We start from the raw sequence: 14,609 nt of genomic DNA, 5'->3' as shown, positions 1-14,609 counted from the left end.
TCGACGACCGCCAGCTATCGACGCATTTTATGGAGATTGAGATGTATGCGAAAATCATTTGTGCGATAGGGCTCGGCTCCCGCGAGCGCGCCGAACGTTTGTTGCGCACGTCTCAGGCTCTCCTGACGCCGGGCGGCGAGCTAACCGTCGTGCATGTCATCGAACGCTCTCCTTCCGGAGACGAGAGCCCTGATAATTGGGCGGTATCCGTTATCGGGGAAGCCGAGGAAAAGCTCAATGCACTCTGTAAGCGTCTTGGTATAATCGCCTCCATCGACGTACGCATGGGGACGGCATCGAAAACCTTGCTGATCGTCGCCAAGGAGAAGAAGGCTGATTTGATCGTCCTGGCAACTCATGCGTCCGATATCCTCGACCGCATATTCGGCTCGACAGTCGAGTACGTCACCCGGCACGCCGAATGTTCCGTTCTCATCGATCGGGCCGAGAAATCCGACCATAGCGCAACAACAAAGGGCAAGGACAAGAGGGGATAATGTTCTGTCGAGCAACGCCATAATGACCGCTTGCGCTACCGTTCGACAGTGTTACATACCCGTTCCCATCCCCTATCCAAGACGATCTACATGACCGAATCCGCCATCACCTGGAGCATCGCCGGCCTGACCGCCATAGGGGTCGTCACGCGCCCGTTCCGATGGCCGGAAGCGGTCTGGGCGGTGTTCGGTGCGGCACTTCTCCTTGCCTTCCAGCTTATCGGGCCGGCAGACGTGTGGGCCGGCGTGTCCAAAGGGTTCGATGTCTATCTGTTCCTGATCGGCATGATGCTCCTGTCGGAACTCGCCCGTCGGGAAGGATTGTTCGATTGGGTGGCGGCGATCGCCACCTCGCATGCCAAAGGCTCACCTCGGCGGCTGTTTCTGCTCGTCTATGTCGTCGGCGTGGTCGTAACCGTGTTTCTCTCGAACGATGCCACCGCCGTCGTCCTGACACCTGCCGTTTATGCGGCCTGCCGCGCGGCCCGGGTCAAGGACCCCATGCCTTACCTGTTGATCTGCGCCTTCATTGCCAATGCCGCCAGCTTCGTGCTGCCGATCTCCAACCCGGCCAATCTCGTCATCTTCGCCGGCGGCGAGATGCCGCCTTTGTCGCGGTGGATGCAGACCTTTCTGCTGCCGTCGATCGTCTCGATCGTCGTGACCTTCGCCTGTCTCTACTGGACGCAAAGACGCGCATTAGCGGAGGACAGCATCGCACGCAGTGTGGAGGAACCTGCCCTTTCGCGCAGCGCCCGGCTGGCCGGATGGGGGCTTGTGGCGACGGCCATCATTCTGATCGGGGCGTCGGCCATGAACCTCGATCTCGGTATCCCGACATTCGCCGCTGGCGTCACCACAACCATCCTCGTCCTCGCGCTCACCCGGCAGAGCCCGGTCGAAACCATCCGCGGCATCAGCTGGAGCGTGCTGCCCCTCGTTGCCGGGCTGTTCGTGATCGTCGAGGCGGTCAATCATACCGGCTTGACCGCTCTTTTATCCGGCAAGCTGGCTTCGCTTGCGGCTCAGTCCCAGGCGCAGGCAGTCGGAGCGGCGGGCCTTTCCGTCGCTATCGTCTCCAATCTCGTCAACAACCTGCCGGCCGGCCTTTTTGCCGGCAGCGCGGTGCAAGCCGCCCATGTTCCCGACGCCATAGCTGGCGCAGTGCTGATCGGCGTCGATCTCGGCCCCAACCTGTCCGTAACCGGTTCCCTCGCCACGATCCTGTGGCTCGCCGCCCTGCGTCGCGAAGGCCTTCATATGGGCGCATGGGCATTCCTCAAGCTCGGTATCGTCGTGATGCTTCCCGCACTGATCCTCTCGCTGGCAGCGCTTTCGCTGATATGACGGGCAAAGAATCTCGGCGTCGTAGACGACCGGTCGATTATTTGTTACGCACGGATCATGACGACCAGAAGGAAATCTGATCTGACGCGCAACCACATCCTCGCGATCGGGCGAGAGCTGGTGCTGCGAAAGGGTTTTGGCGGCGTTGGCCTGAAGGAACTGCTCGAGCAAAGTGCAGTGCCGAAGGGGTCGTTCTATTATTATTTCGCGTCCAAGGAAGCCTTCGGCTGTGCCCTGCTGAAGGAATATTGCACCGATTATGCCGAGCGGCTCGATGCTCTCTTCGGCTGGAACGGCAATGGCCGTCAAAGGCTGATGCACTACTGGCATGCATGGGTTTCCGACGATCATGCGGCCAGCCTCGCGGATCGCTGTCTCGTCGTCAAACTCGCGGCCGAGATCTCCGACCTTTCCGAGGGCATGCGTGTGATCCTGCTCGGCGGCGTCGAGGATCTCATCCGGCGCATTACCAAGACAATCACCGAGGGTCGCGAGGATGGTTCCATTGCGCCGTCATGCGTCCCGGAAAAAATGGCCCGGTCACTTTATAGCTTGTGGCTAGGCGCAGCGATCCTGGCCAAGCTTGGAAAGGACAAGACACCGCTCAACCAGGCGATGCTTAGCACCGAGCAAGCGCTTTCCGTACCCGGCAGCCTTTGATCCAAGCCCGGACCAGCACATGAACATACAAGGAAAATAGAATGCGTAGTGCCATCCATGATGTCTTCGGTGATCCTAGTACGGTCCTTCGCCTCGCTGACATGCCCCTTCCCGAACCTGCTGCGGGAAGCGTGCGGATTCGCACCATTCTGTCGCCCATTCACAATCATGACCTTTGGACCGTCCGCGGCGCCTATGGCTACAAGCCGGTGCTGCCCGCCATCGGCGGCAGCGAGGCGGTGGGTATCGTCGATGCTGTCGGCGCTGGCGTCGATGGGACGCTGGTCGGCAAGCGCGTCGTCGCAGCCGGTGTCCATGGAACCTGGGCCGAGCAATTCATCGCGCCCGCTGCAAGCCTCGTTCCGGTGCCTGATGTCATCACCGACGAGGCGGCTGCCCAGCTCATTGCCATGCCATTCAGCGCCATTGCGCTTTTGGAGTTCCTCGATGTTGGAAAGGGCGACTGGATCATCCAGAATGCAGCGAACGGAGCAGTCGGCAAGACCCTGGCCATGCTGGCGCACAGTCGCGGCGTACACGCGGTCAATCTCGTCCGGCGGGATGCCGGCGTAGAAGAGCTGGCCGCGTTCGGCATCGAGAATGCGGTCTCGACCGCCTCTCCGGATTGGAAGGCCAAGGTGCGCGCCATCATTGGCGACGCGCCGATCCGTGCCGCCGTCGATTCTGTCGGAGGCGTGGCGAGCAACGACCTTGCCGACCTTTTGGGCGAGAACGGCCTCCTGGTTTCCTTCGGCACAGCAGCCGGCAAGCCGATGCAGATCGCATCGGGCGCCGTCATCTTCAAACAGCTGACGATCAAGGGATTCTGGGGCAGCAAGATCAGCGCCGCCATGTCCGCCGACGAGCGCCTGCGACTGATCGGCGAACTTATCGCGCGCGTTGCCTCCGGCGACGTCCAGCTGCCGGTGGAAGCGGCCTATGACATTACGGAGATCGCCGAGGCGGTGAAGTCCTCGCTGACACCGGGCAAGGCAGGCAAAGTTCTATTGAAACCGTAGCTCCCGCACAGCAGCGCTCGCTTCCTGACGAACCCGATTGATTGCCGGGGTTCGTGCGTGAACAACTTCCCTTCGCCCTCCACAGGTCGCACCGGCCGTAAAGCGTTCGGTGCGATTGCCGGCGAGTAAATTCAAACACTTCGCCTCGAAACACGCGCCTCGTTGCGGCGCGTGCCCAGCTGCAACACGCGTGCCGGTCAGTTGCAGCAGCGGAGCTGAGGCGACATAGCCGCACTCCATGCCGATAGATTGCCGCCGACAGCAGGCGGCCACTGCGAAAATCCGTAAAAATGCTCTTGTCCCTCTAGTTACTAGAGGATGTAGCAATGGTTCCACGACCCAATCTGGAACCCGAATATGACTTCGACAACACAACAGAGCCGCTATCGCGTGGAGGGCATGGACTGCGCTTCCTGCGCTGCGAAGATCGACACGGCCGTTCGCCGCCTGCAGGGCGTTGAGGACGTTTCCGTCTCGGTCACGGCAGGCACGATGACAGTCAAACATCAGGGCGATGACACTCTGGCACCGGCGATCGCCAAGCGTGTGACGGGACTGGGCTACAAGATCATTCCGCTTCCTCAAAGTAGCGCGCCAGCGGCCAAGGAAGACGAAAGCCATGCCTGCGACTGTGGCCACGACCATCATGATCACCAGGCACAGCGCCATGATGACAAGGATCACGACCATGGAACCGGAAGCCATGAGCATGACCATCCGGGACACAGCCACGACGCACATGAGCACGAGGCGGCCGTTGCTGGTCTCCACGGGCACGATCATGGGCCGACCATCGGGCCATGGTGGAAGTCTGCAAAGGGCCGATTGACGATCGCCAGCGGCATCGCACTTGCCGTGGCCTGGGCCATCGGCAAGCTTGTGCCTGGACTGGAGGCCTGGATCTTCACCGCTGCCATGCTGGTCGGCCTGCTGCCGATTGCCCGGCGCGCCTTCGTGGCCGCGATGGTCGGAACACCGTTCTCGATTGAGATGCTGATGACGATTGCGGCGGTTGGCGCTGTTATCATCGGCGCCAGCGAGGAAGCCGCAACCGTGGTCTTCCTGTTCCTGATCGGCGAGCTGCTGGAAGGTGTTGCGGCCGGCAAGGCCCGTGCCAGCATTCAATCGCTGACGGATCTGGTTCCCAAGACCGCACTTGTCGAGGAGAACGGCAAGACCCGTGAAGTGCAGCCGGAGAGCCTGTCCGTCGGTGCCGTCATCCTGGTGCGTCCGGGGGACCGAATTCCCGCCGACGGCACGATTCTATCAGGCGAAAGCGCCATCGACGAAGCGCCCGTCACCGGTGAGAGCACGCCCGTGCGCAAGGGGGCCGATGCGACTGTCTTTGCCGGCACAGTCAATGGCGATGCAGCGCTGCGTATTCGCGTGACGGCGGCAGCTGCCGACAACACGATCGCCCGCGTCGTCAAGCTGGTCGAGGAGGCGCAGGAATCGAAGGCGCCGACCGAGCGCTTCATCGACCGCTTCTCGCGTTATTACACGCCGGGCGTCGTCGTCGTCGGCGCGCTCGTCGCCGTCGTCCCGCCGCTTCTGCTGGACGGCAACTGGGGCGAATGGGTCTACAAGGGCCTGGCCATCCTGCTGATCGGCTGCCCCTGCGCCCTCGTCATCTCGACGCCGGCGGCAATCGCAGCCTCGCTGTCATCAGGCGCGAGACGCGGCCTGCTTCTCAAGGGCGGCGCCGTGCTGGAGAATATCGGCAAGGTGACCGCCGTTGCCTTCGACAAGACAGGCACCCTGACGGAGGGCAAGCCCAAGGTCACCGATATCGTTGGCCTCGGCATGAGCGATATAGAGGTGCTGCGATTGGCAGCAGCGCTGGAAACCGGCTCGAACCATCCGCTTGCCCGGGCGATTCTCGATCGCGCCGCCGCGGACGGAACGGAAGTGCCGACGGTCATCGATGCAAAGGCGATCGGCGGCAAGGGCGTGAGCGGCACGGTTGACGGCATCGAGATCTTCCTCGGTTCGCCGCAGGCGGCGGCCGACAGAGTTTCTCTTGCCCCGGAACAATCGGCCCGAATCGCCGAGCTCAACGACGAGGGAAAGACCGTCTCCGTTCTGGTGGTCAAGGGTGCGGCCGCTGGCCTGCTGGCAATGCGCGACGAACCGCGCGCCGATGCCGCGGCAGGCCTGAAGGCACTCGCGGATGCCGGCATCAAGACGATCATGCTGACCGGCGACAACAGGCGCACCGCGCAAGCCATCGGCAAGACGCTCGGCATCGAGGTCAGGGCGGAGCTGCTGCCCGAGGACAAGCAGCGGATCGTTGGCGAGCTGAAACGCCAGGGCCTTCGCGTCGCCAAGGTCGGCGACGGCATCAACGACGCGCCGGCGCTCGCCGCCGCCGACGTCGGGATCGCCATGGGCGGCGGAACAGACGTTGCGCTTGAAACCGCTGACGCAGCCGTGCTGCATGGCCGTGTCGGCGACGTCATCGAGATGATCGACCTTTCGAAGCGGACGATGTCCAACATAGGTCAGAACATCACCATCGCGCTCGGCCTGAAGGGCGTCTTCCTGGTCACGACGATCGTCGGCATCACAGGCCTCTGGCCGGCGATCCTCGCCGATACCGGAGCGACCGTGCTGGTCACCATGAACGCGCTGCGCCTGCTTGGCGGGAAACGGCGGCGGATCGAAGCCTGACGTCCACAGCGGATCACTCGCGGATATCAAGCAATTCGTCCCGAAACCCGCCTATTTTCCTAACGGAGAGCGACACGCGCCCTCGGGCGCGCGTCGTTTCGCTCATGGGCAAAAATCTGTGCCGGGAGCGACGGAAGCTCCCGAATGATATCCGCACCCTTCTCGCCGACCATGATCGTGGGCGCATTGGTGTTGCAGGAGGGAACGCGCGGCATGACGGAGGAATCGCAGACCCGCAGCCCTTCCAATCCGCGCACCTTGAGATCAAGGTCGACAACGGCATCCGGACCAGTCCCCATTTTGCAGGTGCCGACCGGATGGTGGTCGGTTTTGGCATTGGCGCAGCCATAATCGAAAAGCTGTTCGTCGGTGACGACCTTCGGGCCTGGAAGGCGTTCGGCGAGCACGAACGGCTTGAGGGCCTCCTGCTGCATGATCTCGCGCGCAATCTTCAAGCCTTCCAGGGACATCGCCCTATCGTGGGGATCCGACCAGTAATTCGGGTCGATCAATGGAGCGGCGGCGGGGTCCGACGAGGAGAGTCGGACCGTGCCCCTGGACCGGGGGTGAAGATAGGCCGAGTTCAGCGTGACGCCGGCATTCTTGAGGCGCTCGACGCCCGCCTCGATCCCCGAGCCGAGGCCTAGATGAAACTGGATGTCGGGAGAACGCGCCTCGGGATCGGCATACCAGAAGCCTCCGGTCTCGAAGAGGGAAGACGCCACGGGACCGGTCCTGAACAGGGCATATTCGAGCCCGGCCCAGAGCGTCCGGTGGAGTTTTGCCACGCCGTCATAGGTATGGTCGCCGGTGCATTCCGCGATCACGAAGAGATCGAGGTGATCCTGCATGTTCCCGCCGACGCCCGGAAGATCGTGCAGGACCTTCATGCCGACCGACCTCAGGTGATCGGCAGGGCCGATGCCGGATTGCAGCAGCAGCTTGGGCGAACCGATTGCGCCGGAGGAAACGATGACTTCCCGCTCCGCCCGCACGATCTCCGATCCCTGTTGCGATGCGATTTCAACGCCGACCGCTCGCACCCCTTCCAAGACGATGCGGGCCACACGCGCGCCGGTTCTGACCGTCAGGTTCTTCCGCTGCTTGATGGGTGAAAGATAGGCGAGCGAGGCGGACGAGCGGCGGCGATTGCGCTGCGTCAGCTGATAGAAGCCGACGCCGGCCTGCTGGCGGCCGTTGAAATCATGATTGTAGGGAATGCCGAGTTCCTGGCCGGCGCGAATATAGGCATCGCAAATCGGCAAGGCGGAGACCGGCATGGAGACACCGAGCGGCCCGCCATAGGCATGATAGTCATCCGCAAACCGCTGATTGTCTTCGGCACGCTTGAAATAGGGAAGGATGGAACGATAGTCCCAACCCTCGCAGCCGTCTTCATTGGCCCATAGATCGTAGTCGGCCGCATTGCCGCGCGTGTAGAGCTGTGCGTTGATCGATGACCCGCCGCCGATGACTTTGGCCTGGGTATAGCGAAGGACCCTGCCCTTCATGTGCTTCTGAGGTACGGTTTCCCAGCCCCAGCTGGCTACTCCCTTCGTCATCTTGGCAAAGCCCGCCGGCATGTGGAAGAGCGGGTTCCAGTCTCCACCGCCCGCCTCCAGCAGCAGCACGTTGACATCCGGATCCTCGCTCAGCCGATTGGCCAGAACGCATCCCGCCGGTCCAGCGCCGGTAATGATATAGTCGAAACGCATATCTCAAATCCTGTCTACAAACGGGGAATGGACAGACCGCCATCCGCATCGATCACCGAGCCGGTCGCGAAAGCGAAGTCGCCGGAGGCGAGAGCAGTGCAGATCCTGCCGAGGTCTTCCGCTTCGCCCCATCGTTTCATCGGCACCAGCCCGCCCTCGATGAGCGTGTCGTATTTCGAGCTGACGCCTGCCGTCATATCCGTGCGGATGATGCCGGGGCGGACTTCGAAGACGGCGATGCCGGATTCGGCAAAACGCAAGGCAAGCCCTTGCGAAAAGGCGGCAAGCCCGGCCTTGCTGATGCAGTAATCCAGCCGTTCAGGTGAGCTCGCCTCTGCCGAAACAGACGTGATGTTGATGATCGAGCGCGGGTGCGAGCGGCTGCCGGACACCAGCATCGCCTTGACCACGGCCTGGGTGAAGAAAACGGTGCCCTTGAGATTGGTCGCCAGGATCGCATCGAAATTCTCGGGCAGCAGCTCGAGAAAATCGCCGCGCACGACTGCGGCCATGCCGGCATTGTTGACGAGGCAATCGATGCGGCCAAAGCGCGCCAGAATGGCGTGGACGGTTGCGTCATGCTTTTCGACATCGGACAGATCGGACTGAATGTAGAAGGCTTCACCGCCAAGAGCCTTGAGCCCGGTGATGGCTTCCTCGCCGGTCTCTTCGGGTCCGATGCCGGTAATGACGACGCTGTAACCGGCCTTTGCCAGCGCGGTCGCTATGCCGAGACCGATGCCCCGCCGTCCTCCGGTGATGACCACGACCGGCCGTTCAACCTTGTCTGTCATGCGTTCAGGTCCTTGGATGCGATGTGATCGGCAACGCGCAGAGCCTGGCTTGCGACCGTGAGCGCCGGGTTCAGGGCTGCCGAGGTCGGCAGGAAGCTCGCGTCGACCACGAAGAGGTTCGGGTGGTCATAGGCGCGACAAAAGATGTCGAGCGGTGCCGTGGCCGGATCATTGCCGATCCGCACCGTACCGCATTGATGGGACGGCGTGCGCTTGTCGAAGGGGCGCGAGAGCACGAGCGGAAAACCGATGGATTTCAGTATGCCCTTGAGCTTGGCGACCAGTGCGAGATGGGCGTCCCAATTGGTGCGCTGCCATTGCAGGACGATACGGTCGCCATCGACCATGACGCGGCTTTCCGGATTTGGCACGTCCTCGCTCATCGCGTAGAAATCGATCGCCCGCTTCGTCATCTGTCCGAGCACCCACTCCGGCACCTTCGGCAGCGAACCCTTGAGTACCTGGGCGGAGATCCTGCCCAACAGCTGAACATTGCCGAGAGGTGGACCGCCATTCCCGTCGGAGAGATAGAAATCGTTGAAGCCGAAGGTCTTCTGGTAGATGGAGGTGTTGCGATAGGTCGGCGACACGCCGATCACCGCCGAGGAATTGTGGTTCATGAAGTTCCGCCCGACCTGATCGGAAGAATTCGCCAGCCCTTTCGGGTGCCGGTCATCGGCCGAGCGCAAGAGAAGCACCGCCGATTGCACCGCGCCGGCGGACAGGATGACGAGCTTGGGGGAAAGCGTGATCTCCTCGCCGTTCATGCGGTAGACGACGTGGGCAATGCTGCCGTCCGCCCCGGCCTCGAGCCTTGTTACCCGCGCATCCGTCTGAAGACGGACATTGCCGTGCTTCAGGGCAACGGCAAGCGCGGTCGTTTCGGCGTCCATCTTGCCGTCACGCGAATTTGGGTGGGCATCCCAGGGGGTCTTGGCCTTGGCAAGCCAGGCCTCGATGTCGACGCCCAACGGCAGAGAATAGGGATGGAGGCCCTTCTCCTTCAACCGCGCCCTGACGTCGGCGATCGGCGCTTCGTCGGGAACCGGCGGAAAATCATAGCCGAGCGAATGGCCGGGTTCGGTCGGATCCTCGCCGAGGCGTCCGCGGACCTGATACAGGCGCTCGGCGCGGCTGTACCAAGGTTCCAGCACATCATAGGAAAACGGCCAGGCGGGAGACACGCCCTCGCGATGCTGTATCTCCTCGAAGTCCTCCCTACGGTAACGGACGAGGACTCCCCCATAAAACTTTGAATTGCCACCAACATTGTAATAATTTCCGGGATTGAAGCCGACCCCGCTGGTCTCGTACCAGGTCTCCTTCGGGCGGAAATGGCCCCGTTGAAAGATCGCCCTCTGGTCCCGGTTTTCGGGACGATCGGCGATATGATCGCCGGCCTCGAGGATCAGGATCTCGGCTCCCGTCGCCGCCAGTCCGGCCGCGACCGTCGAGCCACCGACGCCCGAACCTATGATGACGATGTCAGGTGTTTTGCTCATGTCGATATCTCTGATGCCGTCTCACGCGATCCGCGTCTGGCTTTGCGGGTCGAAGAAAACAGCCTTGTCGAGATTGAAGGCGAGCCGTGCGTGCTGACCTGCCTGGATGCGTGCATCCGCGCGCAGCCGGGCGACGACCTCTTTGCCGCCGAGCTTGATGACGGCGAATGTGTCGGAGCCCGCTGGCTCGACCACCTCGATCAGGCAATCATTCTCGGCCACCGTCTTCGCGTTGCGGTCGGCGCCGTCCGGATCGGTCAGCGCCTCGGGGCGAATGCCGAAGACGACCGCACGTCCGGCATGTGCCTCCAGCTGCTCCCGGCCGGCAGCGATCGGCAGCCTGATCGGCTCGCCATCCGCGCGCGCCAGCGAGACGGAAAGCCCGGCGCTTCCCTTCTCGATCGTTCCGGAAAGCAGGTTCATGGCAGGCGACCCCATGAAGTCGGCCACGAACATGTTTGCCGGATTGTTGTAGATTTCCGCCGGCGAGCCGAACTGCTGCAGGACGCCGTCTTTGAGAACGGCGATCTTCGTCGCCAGCGTCATGGCTTCGATCTGGTCATGCGTCACATAAACGATGGTTGTCTTCATCCGTTCGTGCAGACGCTTGATTTCCGTGCGCATATCGACGCGAAGCTTGGCATCGAGATTGGACAGCGGCTCGTCGAAGAGGAACAGCTTGGGATCGCGCACCAGGGCACGGCCCATCGCGACGCGCTGGCGCTGGCCGCCCGAGAGCTGGCTCGGCTTTCGATCGAGGAGATGGCTGATCTGGAGGACCTTGGCGACCTCGTCGATCGCCTTCTTGCGCTCCTCGGCAGGGACGCCGCGCATCTCCATGCCGAAGGCGATGTTGCCGGCCACAGTCATGTTGGGATAGAGCGCATAGCTCTGGAACACCATGGCGATGTCGCGCTTGGATGGATGCAGGCCGGCGATGGAACGCCCGTCGACGCGGATGTCGCCCTCGCTGATCGCCTCCAGGCCGGCGATGGTATTAAGCAAGGTGGACTTGCCGCAACCGGACGGTCCCACAAGAACCAGAAAGCCGCCCTTCTCAAGCTCGAGGTCGATGCCTTTCAGGATATCGACTGCGCCATAGCGCTTCTTCAGTCCGGAAATTTCAAGAAAAGCCATAGCGATTATCCTTTGACAGCGCCCGCCATCAGACCGCGCACGAAGTAGCGGCCAGCGAGAATGTAGACGATGAGCGTGGGGACGGCGGCGATCATGGCGGCGGCCATGTTGACGTTGTATTCGACCACGCCGGTCGAGGTGTTGACGACGTTGTTCAGCGCCACCGTCATCGGCATGGAATCGCCGGTTCCCGCGTAGGCCGAGGCGAACAGGAAGTCGTTCCAGATGTTGGTGAACTGGTAGATGACCGTCACCACGATGATCGGCAGGGAATTCGGCAGCATGATGCGGCGGAAGATCTGAAAGAAGCTCGCGCCATCGACCTGCGCTGCCCGCACCAGCTCGGTCGGAAAGGCTTCATAGTAATTCCGGAAGAAGAGCGTGGTGAAGCCGAGACCGTAGACGACGTGAACGAAGACCAGATTGACGGTCGAATTGCCGAAGCCGAAGCTGAAGCCGACCGCATCCTGCAGCGACATGCCGAAGCGTCCGAGAGCGCCGAGGATCGTTGCCATCGGCAGCAGCACCGACTGGAACGGAATGAAGCAGGCAAACAGCATCAGGCCGAACACGAGCGTATGGCCCGGAAAGCGCCACTTTGTCAGCACGTAGCCGTTCAAGGCGCCGAGGATCGTCGAGATCGCCACCGCCGGCACGACCATCTTGATGGAGTTCCAGAAATAACCCTTGATGCCGGCGCAGGTAAGGCCCACGCAGGTTTCGCCCCATGCTTTCACCCAGGGATCGAAGGTGGGAGACTGCGGCAGTGCCAGCATGTTGCCGTTCTGGATCTCGTCCATCGTCTTGAACGAGGTGACCAGCATCACGAAGAGCGGCGCGAGATAGAAGATCGCAAAGAGCAGCAGAAGGCCGTAGATCACGACACGGCCGATCCATCGGCCGCGATTGCTGCTATGCGCCAGCTCGACGGCAGGAGAAGCAACAGAGCTCATCGCGCCTTCTCCTTCAGTTCAGAGTAGAGATAGGGAACGATGATCGCCGAGATGGTCATCAGCATGATCACGGCGCTGGCGGAACCAACGGCCATTTCGTTGCGCTTGAAGGTATATTCATACATGAAGTTGGAGGGTAGCCAGGCCGAGCCGCCGGGGCCGCCTGATGTCAACGCCACCACAAGGTCGTAGGACTTGATCGCCATGTGCGCGAGCACGATGAAGGCGGACAGAAACACCGGCCGCAGCAGCGGAATGATGATGCGACGGTAGAGCTGGAAGGGCGAGGCGCCATCAATCTGCGCCGCCTTCATGATCTCGCTGTCGATGCCGCGCAGGCCGGCGAGGAACATCGCCATGATGAAGCCGGACGCCTGCCAGACACCGGCGATGACGACGGTGTAGATGACGAAATCCTTGTTCTTGATCCAGTCGAAATGGAAGCTCGTCCAGCCGAACTGATGCAATGTCTGCTCAAGGCCGAGACCCGGGTCCAGGAACCATTTCCAGGCAACGCCCGTCACGATGAAGGAAAGCGCCATCGGATAGAGAAAGATCGGCCTGAGCACGCCCTCGCCGCGGATCTTCTGATCGAGCAGGATCGCCAGCAGCAGGCCGAGCGCCAGGCAGATGAAGATATAGAGAAAGCCAAAGATCCCCATGTTGACGATCGAGGTGTACCAGGACGAGGGCGGATCGCTTTCGAACGTCCAGCGCCAGAGCCGCTGATAGGCGCGAGGCCCCGTTAGCGCATAGGAGGGAAACGTCTTGGAGTTGGTGAAGGACAGATAGACCGTCCAGAGAATGAAGCCGTAGACGAAGATAAGTGTGATCGCGAAGCTCGGCGCAAGCACGATCTTCGGCAGGGCGTCTTGCAGGCGCGCGCGCAGAGAAACCGCGGGCCGTCGCGCCGACACCGGTTCCGTGGTAGCAACTGAGCTCATGAGGTCCATCTCCTCCCAATGATATGCTCGCTATCGGAGGCTTCCCCGCCATGGCGGGGAAGCCGTTCTCGACCCGATCAGCGAGCGTCGTCGATAGCCTGAACGAGCTGCTTGACGGCCTCGTCAGAAGTCTTGATCTGGCCGTGGACGAACTTCGAGACCACGTCCTTGTAGGCGTTGGCGATCGCCGGAGGAGCGCCGTAGCCCTGGGCGAGCGAGCCGAACAGCGTGCCGCCTTCGTTGGCGGCCTTCAGGTCGGCGATGCCCTTCTTGCCGCAGGCGTCGAAGGCGGTATCCGGAACGTCGGTGCGGGACGGAACCGATCCCTTGACGACGTTGAAGGCCGACTGGAAGCTCTTGGAGAGTGTTGCTGTCGCGAGTGCTACCTGAGCGGCCTTTCGATCGGCGGGAACGTTGAACATGCCGAACATGTCGGAGTTGTAGATCACGCTGCCTTCGGTGCCCGGGAAGCGGTAGCACAGGTAGTCAGTCCCCGGGGTCTTCTTGGCTGCAACGAATTCGCCCTTGGCCCAATCGCCCATGACCTGAACGAGAGCATCGCCCTTGATGACCATGGCGGTCGCAAGGTTCCAATCGCGACCGGAGAAGTTCGGGTCGACGTATTTGATGATCGTGGCGAGATTGTCGAAGGACTTCTTCATCGTGTCGGACTTTAGCGAATCCTCATCGAGGTCATTGAAGGCCTTCTTGTAGAATTCCGGACCGCCGGTCGAAAGGACGATCGAGTCGAACATCGTCGCTTCCTGCCAGTTCTGGCCACCGAGCGCGAGCGGAACAACACCTGCCGCCTTTGCCTTGTCCAGAAGGGCGATCAGCTCGGCAAAGGTCTTCGGCTGCTTGCCGCCGATCTTTTCCATCACTGCCTTGTTGATCCAGAGCCAGTTGACGGAGTGAACGTTGACCGGAGCGGCGACCCACTTGCCGTTATAAACGGCAAACTTCTGCAGAGCCTTCGGAACCGACTTGTCCCAGCCTTCCTTCTTGGCCGTCGCGGTCAGGTCGCCCATGACGCCTTCCTGGGCGTAATCGAGCACGGTATAGCCCAGCATCTGCGAAGCCGTCGGATAGTTTCCGGCAGCAACCATGGCCTTGAGCGCCGTCATGGCCGCATCGCCGCCGCCGCCGGCGACCGGAACATCCTTCCAGGCATAACCCTCCTTGGAAAGATCCTGCTTGAGCACGCTGAGTGCCGCGGCTTCGCCGCCGGATGTCCACCAGTGCAGCATCTGCACCTCTTTTACATCAGCGGCGCGAGCGGATGCGCCAGCACCGGCAACTGCCAGTGCGATCATCGCAGTTGTCGTTAGAAACTTACGCATTGAAAACCTCCCAATTTACAATTTTTAGATG

12 protein-coding genes are annotated in these 14,609 nt (G+C 61.7%); 5 read left to right on the top strand and 7 right to left on the bottom strand.

What is annotated here, in order from left to right:
• Positions 1–41 precede the first annotated feature (41 nt).
• From JTP94_RS19640 to JTP94_RS19620, 5 genes are all read left to right on the top strand, one after another.
• Positions 42–497, top strand: coding sequence for a universal stress protein (locus tag JTP94_RS19640; protein ID WP_204852121.1), 456 nt, complete (start codon positions 42–44; stop codon positions 495–497).
• A gap of 90 nt (positions 498–587) precedes the next feature.
• Complete coding sequence (locus tag JTP94_RS19635; RefSeq protein WP_204852120.1) at positions 588–1,844, top strand: arsenic transporter; 1,257 nt, start codon at positions 588–590, stop codon at positions 1,842–1,844.
• Positions 1,845–1,901: 57 nt separating this feature from the next.
• On the top strand, positions 1,902–2,504 hold the full coding sequence (locus JTP94_RS19630) for a TetR/AcrR family transcriptional regulator (protein ID WP_204852119.1): 603 nt from the start codon (positions 1,902–1,904) through the stop codon (positions 2,502–2,504).
• A 41-nt stretch (positions 2,505–2,545) separates the two neighbouring features.
• Positions 2,546–3,523, top strand: a complete 978-nt coding sequence (locus JTP94_RS19625; protein WP_204852118.1) for a zinc-binding dehydrogenase — start codon at positions 2,546–2,548, stop codon at positions 3,521–3,523.
• Positions 3,524–3,880: 357 nt separating this feature from the next.
• Positions 3,881–6,193: a heavy metal translocating P-type ATPase gene (locus JTP94_RS19620; RefSeq protein ID WP_204852117.1), complete on the top strand. Its 2,313-nt coding sequence runs from the start codon at positions 3,881–3,883 to the stop codon at positions 6,191–6,193.
• A 59-nt stretch (positions 6,194–6,252) separates the two neighbouring features.
• On the opposite strand, the gene JTP94_RS19615 is transcribed toward JTP94_RS19620, so the two are convergent.
• The 7 genes from JTP94_RS19615 to JTP94_RS19585 form a co-directional block, all read right to left on the bottom strand.
• Entirely contained in the window at positions 6,253–7,908 is a 1,656-nt protein-coding gene (locus tag JTP94_RS19615) for a GMC family oxidoreductase (RefSeq protein ID WP_204852116.1), read from the bottom strand.
• 14 nt (positions 7,909–7,922) lie between these two features.
• Positions 7,923–8,702: a 3-ketoacyl-ACP reductase gene (locus JTP94_RS19610; RefSeq protein ID WP_204852115.1), complete on the bottom strand. Its 780-nt coding sequence runs from the start codon at positions 8,700–8,702 to the stop codon at positions 7,923–7,925.
• A complete protein-coding gene (locus JTP94_RS19605; protein WP_204852114.1) occupies positions 8,699–10,204 on the bottom strand; it encodes a GMC oxidoreductase in 1,506 nt (501 codons plus the stop codon). The genes JTP94_RS19610 and JTP94_RS19605 overlap by 4 nt, the downstream gene beginning before the upstream one ends.
• Positions 10,205–10,225: 21 nt before the next feature.
• Complete coding sequence (locus JTP94_RS19600) at positions 10,226–11,341, bottom strand: ABC transporter ATP-binding protein (RefSeq protein WP_204852113.1); 1,116 nt, start codon at positions 11,339–11,341, stop codon at positions 10,226–10,228.
• 5 nt (positions 11,342–11,346) lie between these two features.
• Entirely contained in the window at positions 11,347–12,294 is a 948-nt protein-coding gene (locus tag JTP94_RS19595) for a carbohydrate ABC transporter permease (RefSeq protein WP_204852112.1), read from the bottom strand.
• Complete coding sequence (locus tag JTP94_RS19590) at positions 12,291–13,238, bottom strand: carbohydrate ABC transporter permease (RefSeq protein ID WP_204852111.1); 948 nt, start codon at positions 13,236–13,238, stop codon at positions 12,291–12,293. Before JTP94_RS19590 ends, JTP94_RS19595 begins: the two co-directional genes overlap by 4 nt.
• Before the next feature lie 77 nt (positions 13,239–13,315).
• Entirely contained in the window at positions 13,316–14,578 is a 1,263-nt protein-coding gene (locus JTP94_RS19585; RefSeq protein WP_204852110.1) for an ABC transporter substrate-binding protein, read from the bottom strand.
• Positions 14,579–14,609 lie beyond the last annotated feature (31 nt).

Source organism: Martinezella lusitana, assembly GCF_016901135.1.
Classification (GTDB): domain Bacteria; phylum Pseudomonadota; class Alphaproteobacteria; order Rhizobiales; family Rhizobiaceae; genus Rhizobium; species Rhizobium lusitanum_D.
Note: the sequence above shows the minus strand (reverse complement) of the source record. Positions and strands in the feature narration are given on the sequence as shown.

Excerpts from the sequence above, each read along its gene's own strand:
- JTP94_RS19640 (WP_204852121.1), top strand. The coding sequence starts at position 42 with ATGTATGCGAAAATCATTTGTGCGATAGGGCTCGGCTCCCGCGAGCGC.
- JTP94_RS19635 (WP_204852120.1), top strand. The coding sequence starts at position 588 with ATGACCGAATCCGCCATCACCTGGAGCATCGCCGGCCTGACCGCCATA.
- JTP94_RS19630 (WP_204852119.1), top strand. The coding sequence starts at position 1,902 with ATGACGACCAGAAGGAAATCTGATCTGACGCGCAACCACATCCTCGCG.
- JTP94_RS19625 (WP_204852118.1), top strand. The coding sequence starts at position 2,546 with ATGCGTAGTGCCATCCATGATGTCTTCGGTGATCCTAGTACGGTCCTT.
- JTP94_RS19620 (WP_204852117.1), top strand. The coding sequence starts at position 3,881 with ATGACTTCGACAACACAACAGAGCCGCTATCGCGTGGAGGGCATGGAC.
- JTP94_RS19615 (WP_204852116.1), bottom strand. The coding sequence starts at position 7,908 with ATGCGTTTCGACTATATCATTACCGGCGCTGGACCGGCGGGATGCGTT.
- JTP94_RS19610 (WP_204852115.1), bottom strand. The coding sequence starts at position 8,702 with ATGACAGACAAGGTTGAACGGCCGGTCGTGGTCATCACCGGAGGACGG.
- JTP94_RS19605 (WP_204852114.1), bottom strand. The coding sequence starts at position 10,204 with ATGAGCAAAACACCTGACATCGTCATCATAGGTTCGGGCGTCGGTGGC.
- JTP94_RS19600 (WP_204852113.1), bottom strand. The coding sequence starts at position 11,341 with ATGGCTTTTCTTGAAATTTCCGGACTGAAGAAGCGCTATGGCGCAGTC.
- JTP94_RS19595 (WP_204852112.1), bottom strand. The coding sequence starts at position 12,294 with ATGAGCTCTGTTGCTTCTCCTGCCGTCGAGCTGGCGCATAGCAGCAAT.
- JTP94_RS19590 (WP_204852111.1), bottom strand. The coding sequence starts at position 13,238 with ATGAGCTCAGTTGCTACCACGGAACCGGTGTCGGCGCGACGGCCCGCG.
- JTP94_RS19585 (WP_204852110.1), bottom strand. The coding sequence starts at position 14,578 with ATGCGTAAGTTTCTAACGACAACTGCGATGATCGCACTGGCAGTTGCC.